The organism is Bacteriovorax sp. DB6_IX (assembly GCF_000447775.1).
GTDB lineage: Bacteria > Bdellovibrionota > Bacteriovoracia > Bacteriovoracales > Bacteriovoracaceae > Halobacteriovorax_A.
Genome location: NZ_AUNJ01000190.1, coordinates 1 through 8802 on the forward strand (window position 1 = coordinate 1; position 8802 = coordinate 8802).

General features: G+C 38.3%; 11 protein-coding genes. 3 read left to right on the forward strand and 8 right to left on the reverse strand.

Annotated features, from left to right (window positions below; all coding sequences use genetic code 11):
* Positions 1-382: 382 nt before the first annotated feature.
* Positions 383-871 (reverse strand): hypothetical protein, encoded by a 489-nt coding sequence (locus M901_RS05570; RefSeq protein ID WP_021277205.1) that lies wholly within the window; start codon positions 869-871, stop codon positions 383-385.
* A gap of 222 nt (positions 872-1093) precedes the next feature.
* Here M901_RS05570 and M901_RS05575 point away from each other — a divergent pair, with 222 nt between their 5' ends.
* Together M901_RS05575 and M901_RS05580 are read left to right on the forward strand one after the other, a co-directional pair.
* Complete coding sequence (locus M901_RS05575; RefSeq protein WP_021277209.1) at positions 1094-1882, forward strand: hypothetical protein; 789 nt, start codon at positions 1094-1096, stop codon at positions 1880-1882.
* Positions 1879-2319 carry a hypothetical protein gene (locus tag M901_RS05580; RefSeq protein ID WP_021277210.1) on the forward strand — a complete coding sequence of 147 codons (441 nt, stop codon included), beginning with the start codon at positions 1879-1881 and terminating at the stop codon, positions 2317-2319. Before M901_RS05575 ends, M901_RS05580 begins: the two co-directional genes overlap by 4 nt.
* Positions 2320-2323: 4 nt before the next feature.
* Here M901_RS05580 and M901_RS05585 read toward each other — a convergent pair whose 3' ends face one another.
* The 4 genes from M901_RS05585 to M901_RS05600 all read right to left on the reverse strand — a co-directional run bounded on the left by M901_RS05585 (position 2324) and on the right by M901_RS05600 (position 6217).
* On the reverse strand, positions 2324-4648 hold the full coding sequence (locus tag M901_RS05585; RefSeq protein WP_021277212.1) for a phosphoenolpyruvate carboxylase: 2325 nt from the start codon (positions 4646-4648) through the stop codon (positions 2324-2326).
* A 1-nt stretch (position 4649) separates the two neighbouring features.
* Positions 4650-5117, reverse strand: coding sequence for a hypothetical protein (locus tag M901_RS05590; protein ID WP_021277208.1), 468 nt, complete (start codon positions 5115-5117; stop codon positions 4650-4652).
* Between the two features lie 24 nt (positions 5118-5141).
* Positions 5142-5792, reverse strand: coding sequence for a 2OG-Fe(II) oxygenase (locus tag M901_RS16305; protein WP_021277206.1), 651 nt, complete (start codon positions 5790-5792; stop codon positions 5142-5144).
* An 80-nt stretch (positions 5793-5872) separates the two neighbouring features.
* The gene (locus tag M901_RS05600; RefSeq protein ID WP_021277213.1) at positions 5873-6217 is read right to left on the reverse strand and encodes a MerR family transcriptional regulator; all 345 of its coding nucleotides are present in this window, start codon (positions 6215-6217) and stop codon (positions 5873-5875) included.
* Between the two features lie 59 nt (positions 6218-6276).
* Here M901_RS05600 and M901_RS05605 point away from each other — a divergent pair, with 59 nt between their 5' ends.
* Positions 6277-7125 (forward strand): MBL fold metallo-hydrolase, encoded by an 849-nt coding sequence (locus M901_RS05605; RefSeq protein ID WP_021277214.1) that lies wholly within the window; start codon positions 6277-6279, stop codon positions 7123-7125.
* A 15-nt stretch (positions 7126-7140) separates the two neighbouring features.
* Here the strand turns inward: M901_RS05605 and M901_RS05610 are convergent, their stop codons facing one another.
* The 3 genes from M901_RS05610 to M901_RS05620 form a co-directional block, all read right to left on the reverse strand.
* A complete protein-coding gene (locus M901_RS05610; RefSeq protein WP_034720674.1) occupies positions 7141-7944 on the reverse strand; it encodes a transglycosylase SLT domain-containing protein in 804 nt (267 codons plus the stop codon).
* Positions 7945-8044: 100 nt separating this feature from the next.
* Positions 8045-8329, reverse strand: a complete 285-nt coding sequence (locus M901_RS05615) for a hypothetical protein (RefSeq protein WP_034720677.1) — start codon at positions 8327-8329, stop codon at positions 8045-8047.
* The coding region (locus M901_RS05620) for a hypothetical protein (RefSeq protein ID WP_232422510.1) at positions 8313-8802 on the reverse strand (490 nt) is incomplete at its 5' end. The genes M901_RS05615 and M901_RS05620, both read right to left, overlap by 17 nt.

An 8802-nucleotide genomic window follows, 5' to 3' on the forward strand; every position in this document is an offset into this window, starting at 1 on the left:
CAAAATTCGTTTTTCTTTGAGACAAAGAATAGTCAACAAAAGAAAGAACTTTCACTGCAGGCTCTCAGTTAATTGGTTTTAACTACTACTTTTCTGAGAGCGCTCCCTCCTTTTATCTTGGTCTTGGTTTTGGAGAAGGAAGCTTTTATCAAGGGGAAGATGAAGACACAGCTTCTACAATAAAGGGAGATGCCAGCTTCTTCTCTCTAGGTTACGAATGTCAGAAACACTTCTCAGTTGAACTAGCTGTCACCACAACTATAATGGATAATAGTAAAGGTGAATTTGTTGGCGGCGCAATTTTTCTTAACGTACTTGGATATTGATGTAAAAGAAAACCCCATACCGAGAAGCATGGGGCATCACTAATTATAAATTCAAATTAAAGAGAGATTGTGTGCATTCTTCCGCTTCTCTCAACATTGAAGTTGAAGATTTCAGAAGCAAGTTGCTTACGTGCCTTTCTCTTTCCATTTCTTAGAGTCTCGATATCTGAAGCAGACATATCATCAAGAGAGATATTGAATTTTACGAATTCAGTTCTCTTTCCGTTATTTACTTCACCGTAACGATCAGTAGTTCCAAATGGCTTGAAGCTTAGAACAACTTGTGCAACTTGAATTTTTGATAGTGTAACATCACTACATAGTCCTGTTTGAGCTCTGTCTCTGATTGGTCCATTTGAGTGACATCTTGAAGTTACAACTGTCTTAGAAGCAACAACTTCAGTGATTCTAAAATCAAATACGTTAAGTCTAACTTTTGAGCTAGATTCTACTGTCTTCTTTGATGCAAATACATCGTAGTTAATTGTTTTAGCTTGTGCTGATAGTCCTAACATAAGAGCTGCTGCGATTAATAAATTCTTCATAATTCCTCCAAAGTAATTTAAGCAATGTTTTCTATGGAGCTAATGTGACTCGGCCGATGTAAAAAATACATGATCTTGGAAAATTAGCTAATTTTTCTCAGACACTTGTCTCAAATCCTTACCTCTAGCTAGAAACGAGACAAAATTCCTGAATATGTCCAAATTTTTCATGAATTCACAACTATTATTGATTTATTGAATTGCTAAAGTTAGTTATGTGTCATGCACAACGAACTAACTTCACAACAAAGACAGCTTGATCTGAAAGCTCAGGTCCAGGCCGACATTAACAAGTACCTTGTTAAGTATAACGATGTGAAAATTGGTCAACGCAAGCTTGCGCAAAACGCGGACATTCACCTCAAAACGATTCAACGCCTTTGTCGCCAAGAAAATACTCCCGGTCATATTACTATTTTAAAGCTCTACAAAGTGCTAACGGGAGAAAGCAATACTTCAAGACTTCTTCCCCTACTGCCTAAGGCAGTTAAAGAAAGTGTTTTAAAAAGTGGCATTGATCTTCCCGAGACAGATATCGATTACTCTGCTGTTATTAAGAATGAGATTCTCAAGAATGATGTTTTTTGTGAGATCTATTTTTTAATTGATACCGCTCCAGTTACTCGTGATCTCATCATGTTCAAATTTGGTGAGCATGGAATTCATATTCTTGAAAAGATGTTTGATCTCAACGCTGTTAAATATCTTAATGATGGGACAATTGGTCTAGGAACTTCTCGCTTACAACTCGATACTGAAGTTATTAAGACGGCTGGGCTTAGGCTTTCGCAAAAGTACTCCAAACCACAAAACTGTGAAGTTACAGGAGAAAACTTTATTGGACTCTATGTCGATTCTCTTCCAGAAGAGGCCTATCAAAAGTGGCTCGAAATAGATAAAGAAGCTTTCATTAAGAAGGCTGAAATTGCCAAGCAATTTAGATCAGATAAGAACGGAAAGAGAGTCTTCACTTATATGACGACTGATACTTTTAAAAAGAGTGAATTATGAAAATAGCTAAATGGATTTGCCTTCTATTTCTAACAACAAATATTTTGGCCGGTGGAGACTATGGTGGTGGTCCACAAATTGTTCAAATTAATAAGATTGATCACTCTATAAAGTTAGCCGACATCAAATTATCTCGAGATAAGAAGGACGTTGAAGTCATTCTCACATATCAAAGAAGAGTCCTTAAGTTTGATCCATTCCTGGGTGAGAAGGATGCTCAAAAACTTAAGTATGGGAAATATGCTGAAAAGAGAGTGAGCTATGATAAGAATCTCTTTAGTCAGGATCTGATTAACAAGCTCAATAAACGTTCAGTATTTACGATCTTTAAGTCTAAGTATCGAAAACTCGTTCAAGAGAACTTCACACTAGAAGAAGTCACTGAACAGATGAATTTGGATGAAGAGAAGCGCGCCTTTGAAGTTAATCTCAAGTAAAGAGTTAGCCAGTCGTCATCATTCCTGAAGAGATTCCAGCAACAGAACTTCTCAAGAGACGGTGATCATTTCTCTTAGCGGCAAGAATTTGCACAATATTAAGAGGATTGATCATCGAAGAGCGTAGAAGGATTGATTCTTCAAGCCAAGGTCTATACCACATAAGTGATTTCTGCCCAGACATACTTCTGACAAAGTTTGTGGCAAGTGTGTACTCGGCCTTAAACTCTTTCATAATTTGTGCAACGACAGAGGCCTTCAGTCCACTCTTTTTTAAGTAGAGTTCGAAAACGGGAAGCTCCATTTTACTCAAGGTAAAAGCAAGAGATCTGACATATGATGAAAAGATCGGGCTATTATTAAAGGCCTTCTTTAACTGTTCAACATCTTTTTCATTCTTTCTCGTTATCTTCCACGCTGTCCCTATTCCCCACCACGTTGGGAAGAGAACACGAGTTTGCGTCCAGCAAAGAATCCAAGGAATCGCTCGAATTGAATTAAGATCAAGCTTCTTATTCTTAGAGCGCTTCGTCGGTCTTGAACCAATCTTTAAGACTTTAAGATATGAGTAAGGAGTGGCCTTTTCAATCAGCTCAAAGAACTCAGGGTCTTCTATTTTTTTAACATACTCATTTTTTACTAGTTCAGAGAAATTAAGAACTGAATTATATAATTTGATCTCACCTTTTTTAGACTGAACTTTATTAAGATTCACTAAGACCTTATCCACTCCCGACATCATCACTTCAGGAGATGAGAAAGTCCTCTCAACCATTTCTCCTTGAATTGTCGCCTTATAATTAGTGAGAGCATTTTCAGGCCACCAAGCGGTTTGGTCTTGGATACTTCCACCACCTCGATCCACAGAGCCTCCAGAACCATGAAAGAAGATAGGTTTTATCCCTGCATCAGAGATAACAATATCTAATCCACGCATGGCCTTGGCAATCTGAAGACGACTGGCAAGAACCCCCATACCTTTTGATGAGTCTGAGTATCCCAACATAATTTCAAATTTATTTTCCCAATGAGATTGGATTAAATTCAGGATTGTTTTATCGCCCAGTAGCTCTTTCACAATTTCAGTTGATGCCGTTAGGGCCTTTGCCGTTTCAAAAAGTGGAACAACAGGAAGCGCCTTCGAGGCCAAAGTCTTTGTCACTAATTTAATTCCACCTTGGATATCTTCTACCGAGTGACACATACTAAGAACAAAACCTTGTGCATAGAATGTTATCGAATCCTTTGTAGAGATCTCTCTAAGCTTTTTGAGCATTCTATAAATTGCAAGATCATGATCCTTAATGGCAGTTCTTACAATTTCCGAGTCTTCCCTAATTTCAATCGGCACAACGAGTGCAGGAAACATCTCTAAAATAGCATTGATTTTTCTTATGCGGGGATTTAAAGAACCGACAACTTCAATATACTTGTCACTGAAGCGTTGAAGAAGTTTTTTTAGTTTAAGAATATTTCTATAATCATCTTTTTTGAGTTCGTTAAGCTCTTGAAGAAAAGAAATAACTTTTTCCAGCTCTCTTTTAAAGCGAGGTTGATCGATAAAATCTAGATCATTCTTTAACTTGGTTAGGATCTCACCGAGAATTCTTACAAAGTGCTTACGTGAAGAGTTAAAACACTCAACCATAACATTTTCATCAACTCCAGGGTGTCCATCCTTATCACCCCCAACCCAAGTACGAATTCTCACTCGTCCAATATCACGATCAGTTCTTAAGATAGTATCAAAAATATCTGAGCGCAAAATAATCGAGAAAATATGCTCGGCCTCATCTCTAACTTCAGGTTTCTCATGTCTTGTAAGAGGGAGAAGCCATAGAAGCTTAATATTATGTTTGATGATTGAGAGCAAGTACTCCTCTTCACCTGACTGATTTAAGATTTTAAAAATAAGATTCTGAATTCGTCTAAATATCTCAATTGTCTGTGGAGTTCGAGCCTCCGTCGGGTGAGCCGTCAGAACATAGATCATTGCATTTTCTTGGCGTTCTGACTTGTTCTTCTCATGGGCAGACAGTCTAAAACGACGATAGGCCATCTCACAAGAATTCGTGAGCTCTAACATTAGACCATAGGCCATCGTCACCTGTTCAAGATTTTCTTGTTTCTGTTTTTGAAGATAGGAAAAAGATTTTTCAAGAAGTGAGTATTTTGAATTATAAGAAGCCTTTCTATACTCAATCATATTCTTTCTAATATATTCCACTGACTGAAAGATTTTCTCAGACCCCTCTTCTTTGACGACTTCTCCAAGAAGTGCAATACATTTACCAACAACTTCTTTTAGATCATTTGGTAGACGTTCCATCTTATTTCTCTCTCTTTTTCTTATAGTATTTTGAAGTCACAATAGCAGTTGGCTTTCCTTCTTTTTGAATCTGCCAAATATCTTCTCCCACAAAGACAAAGCCACGATGCCTTGCTTGTGCGACGAAGTCATCTGCATTGGCCTCTTCAATCGAGTAAAAATAGGAAGAGCCCGAATAAGAGTTGCCCTTCGCCTTTCCTGTATAGTGAGTCGGATTCTTTTTGAGATATCGAGATGCCGTTGGGAACTCTTTAAGAAGTTCTGCAATTGAGTCTGCATAGACATTCTTTTTTTGGTGATACTTGGCCTGCAATTGTTGGATCTCTATAAGAACATCATGAGCATCAAATCGTAGCCTTGCATAGTAGTGACTACGTTGCGTCCAATTTCTGTAAATATTCTTTCCAAAATAGGCAACCGCTCCCAAGAGAACAGCAATAACGAGGATCTTGTTTGTTAAGTTTTTCACCTTTTTATTTAATAAGAAATTGTCCTAAAATTCAATACGAATTCCATCCAAATCATCACGAAACCAAGTTGTAAGGCTAAACCGTGGTGAAAAGGTCGGAAGTACCTCATGATAGATTTGAGAAGAAAAGAAGATCACACAACGAGCAGCAAGAGGTTTGATAGTAGAAGCGACTTTCATCTTATCATCCCGATCATAAACAACGAGCTCACCACCCTCCTCACATTCATTAAGATAGAGAACCATGGTCACTTGGCGATTATTACGTCCTTTAATTTGATCTAAGTGCTTCTTGTAGTAACCTCCTTGCGGATAGAAGGCCAACTGGGACTCATATCTCTTTAAACTCATATAGAAATGTGAATTTAGAACTTCCAGGTAACCGTCAAAGAGGTTCTTTAACTGTTGAAGCTCAGAAACAGAATGCCAATCTTCAATCCAACTCACTTGACTGTGGCGGATGCCTTTATCAAGTCGATTTCTCCAATCAACACCGACAGCAGCTGACTCAAAGGAGTCATTACTTAGCTCATTTTTAAATAGTTCAAGAAGAGAGAAGAGAAGCTTTTGATCAATAAAGTTATCAACCTTTGCCCAGCCCGTTGTTTCTAAATCCAGAAGAAGTTGCTCAAGGTGGCGAGACGACTTCTCTTCCCCTACGAGGTTGAGTTCCATAGACCGATCAATTTACGCCTAAAAACATGGAAGGAATAATCGATATTTCTGGATTTTTAATTAGGTATTTCCTAACTATATTAGAGCGGACACTTAGCCGTGAGAAGCTTAGAAATATTCTTCTTGAATTGTCTAAGTTCCTTAATTTTGGCCTCAATATCCTCAATCTTGAGCTCGAGCTTCTTTCGTATACGTCCTCTATCCTGTCCTAGCTCTTGGATGAGTGATGAGAACTCTTTGATTTCGGCCAGTGTAAATCCAAGCTCCTTAGCCGTAATCACTAAACGCAAGAGATCAACAACCTCCTCAGGATAGTTTCGATATCCATTATTATCTCTTATCTTTGGAATGAGATCGATCTTCTCGTAATATCTTATAGTTGAGCTAGGAATTCCCAGCTTTTTCGATAACTCACCTACTAGCATGATTACTCCTTGACCTTAAACCATACTTTAACCCCTATAGTAATACAAAAGGAGATCACATGAAATTAATTATTTCCATTTGTTTTATTTTATTAACAACGAAGGCAATGTCCCAAACAGCGTTTACAATTGTTAACACGGGTTATGCCGATGCCCTCGATATCTTAAGTATCGAAGGAGGAGAATTTAAGAAGATTAGATTTAATCACGCGGCCTTTATTATCAAGCACAACAATAAGACAATCCTCTTTGAAACGGGGATAGGCTCAAAAATTCAAGATGAATTTGATGAGAGTATGCCACTTTGGGCCAAGCCTGCTTTTAACTTTAAATATGTAAAGAGTCTTAAAAAGCAATTGCCAAACTTTCACTATGATAAAATTCTTCTTAGTCACGCACACTGGGATCACGCCGCAGGCCTCACTGATGGACTAGGAACAACTCCAACAATATCTCCAGAAGAGCATCTTGAGCTACACCCAGAACATATTGCTCATCATAGAACTTTCCCTATACATTTCAAAGATAACGCTCCTGATAAATTTAAATGGACACAAAGCCCTTACTTACACTTTAAAAAACACTACGATCTATTTGGTGATAACAAAGTAATTCTCGTTCCAATCCCCGGTCATTCATTTGGCTCAATTGGTCTCATCATTAATGGACAAAAAGAAAAGGCCTTCTTTGTCGGTGATGCTCTGTGGATGGAAAAACAATTAGACAGTCTCGCTCACAAGGCCTGCCTCGCCTCGGCCATTGTAGATCGAGATAAGAAGGAGTTGTCTGCAACAATAAGGAAGATCAAAATTATGCGCGATAAGTACAAATACAAGATTATCCCAACTCACGATGCAAGTGTTCACGATAAGTTTAAATACTTCCCAGAGTGGACTTTAATGGATTAATTTTTTTTCAAGGGCCTATCTATGGCAAAAATCAAAGAGCTCGTAATTCTCGGACAGATTTAATTGCTCAACAACCCTTTCAATCACTCGATCTTTCTTTCCATAGCGACACCCTTTACTCGTTGGAGTACATGAATCGCCGTAAGTCAGAACAGACCAATAGTAGTGGTGAATCGTCGAACCCTCGTAGCGTGGCCGATCTGGAAAAATTCGTCCAATCACTCCAGTAAATCGGCCACTCTTTCCGCCACTGAGTTGGTTATTCATAATTTGAACACCGCATTCAAGATTGCGAATTGGATTTAGGAGCCACTGCGCAGAGTTTGCACCAGAGCATCCTTGCCCATGTGCCGTGGCCTCAGTTCCCAGTTGTAGAATCCCCATAGGAACTTTATTTTGACGACTTCGAATAACATCTCGGTAATTTCGAGGCTTCATTTTTTCTGACTTATAATTCGATTCATATCGAGCAACAGAAGCAAAGAGCACCTTCCAAAATTGTTTCTTCTGAGAATGCGAGGCCTGGTTATACCCAAGACAATTTACCGCCTCAAGATCAACTTCACTAATATGATGATTTAAAAGATTCGCGCCATGAAGATCAATCGCCCTAGCAATGGTCTCACTCCACTCTTTTTTCCACGGGCCACCACTGGCCGCTAAAATTTTGGGATGAACAGAATTAGCATCAACATCTAATTCACTCTGATCTTGAATTTGATCTCCAGCCACACCAGCATTATCGCCATCATTTCCAGGGCCGCACGAAGTAAGATTTAAAATAAGTATAGATAATAATATTAGTTTCCCAATTCTCATAAAACCTCTCGCTTTAAGCTTCCCTGTTTATGTAGCAAGGTCGATACCAATTTCTTATTCCAATATTGAAACCCAATGGTATCGTAATTACAAGAAGTTACTATGACTCACAGTATTTCTTAAAATTATCATTCTCCGCAACTAGCGCCTGTAGCAACTTTCCCTTCAATAAAGGAGCAAGAATTGCACCCATTATGCCCCCGACTTCAATGCTCAGGTTATTTATGACACTACCTTCACTTTGAATCGTAATCTTCTTCATGGCCGGGTTCCACTTTGGCCATGCCTCAATATCAACAGTTTTACTCCATATATTATCGAGCGAAGATTCTATATTTTTTGGTTTGAGATTTTCATTTTCTAATCCTTTATCTAACCAAGTCACACAATTCAAAGTCTGAAGTTTCAATTTCTCCCTTAACAAAGATATGTGGTACGAATGGAAACCAGAGAAGAGGCTTTTTAGACTCCAGTGCTTTTTGCCAAAATAACTCCGTTTGTTCTGGAACATGATGAATCTCCTGATAATGATGTGACAGAAGAGAGACTTCATCATCAGCGATAGCATAATCACCCTTTATACGAGGCTCAGTGCGATCATAAATCACAGCTTCATACTTCCCAAGTATTTTATCAATAGGAACTTTATAATACTGCCTCTTCAAACTTATATCAGGCTGATACTTGGCAAGGGCTTCCAAAATAATTTTTGGGTCTAATGCAGAAAACTGTACAACATCATTCCAAAGACAATTTAATCGAGGAATTATTTCTTTCATCAGAACTTCACGGCCTTCATACTTCTTAGCATGTTTCTGATAGAGTTTGCTTTCTTTATCCATTAAGTTCAAAGGGATG

Coding starts and splice junctions, on each gene's coding strand:
- M901_RS05570 (WP_021277205.1), bottom strand. CDS start 871: ATGAAGAATTTATTAATCGCAGCAGCTCTTATGTTAGGACTATCAGCA.
- M901_RS05575 (WP_021277209.1), top strand. CDS start 1,094: ATGCACAACGAACTAACTTCACAACAAAGACAGCTTGATCTGAAAGCT.
- M901_RS05580 (WP_021277210.1), top strand. CDS start 1,879: ATGAAAATAGCTAAATGGATTTGCCTTCTATTTCTAACAACAAATATT.
- M901_RS05585 (WP_021277212.1), bottom strand. CDS start 4,648: ATGGAACGTCTACCAAATGATCTAAAAGAAGTTGTTGGTAAATGTATT.
- M901_RS16305 (WP_021277206.1), bottom strand. CDS start 5,792: ATGGAACTCAACCTCGTAGGGGAAGAGAAGTCGTCTCGCCACCTTGAG.
- M901_RS05600 (WP_021277213.1), bottom strand. CDS start 6,217: ATGCTAGTAGGTGAGTTATCGAAAAAGCTGGGAATTCCTAGCTCAACT.
- M901_RS05605 (WP_021277214.1), top strand. CDS start 6,277: ATGAAATTAATTATTTCCATTTGTTTTATTTTATTAACAACGAAGGCA.
- M901_RS05610 (WP_034720674.1), bottom strand. CDS start 7,944: ATGAGAATTGGGAAACTAATATTATTATCTATACTTATTTTAAATCTT.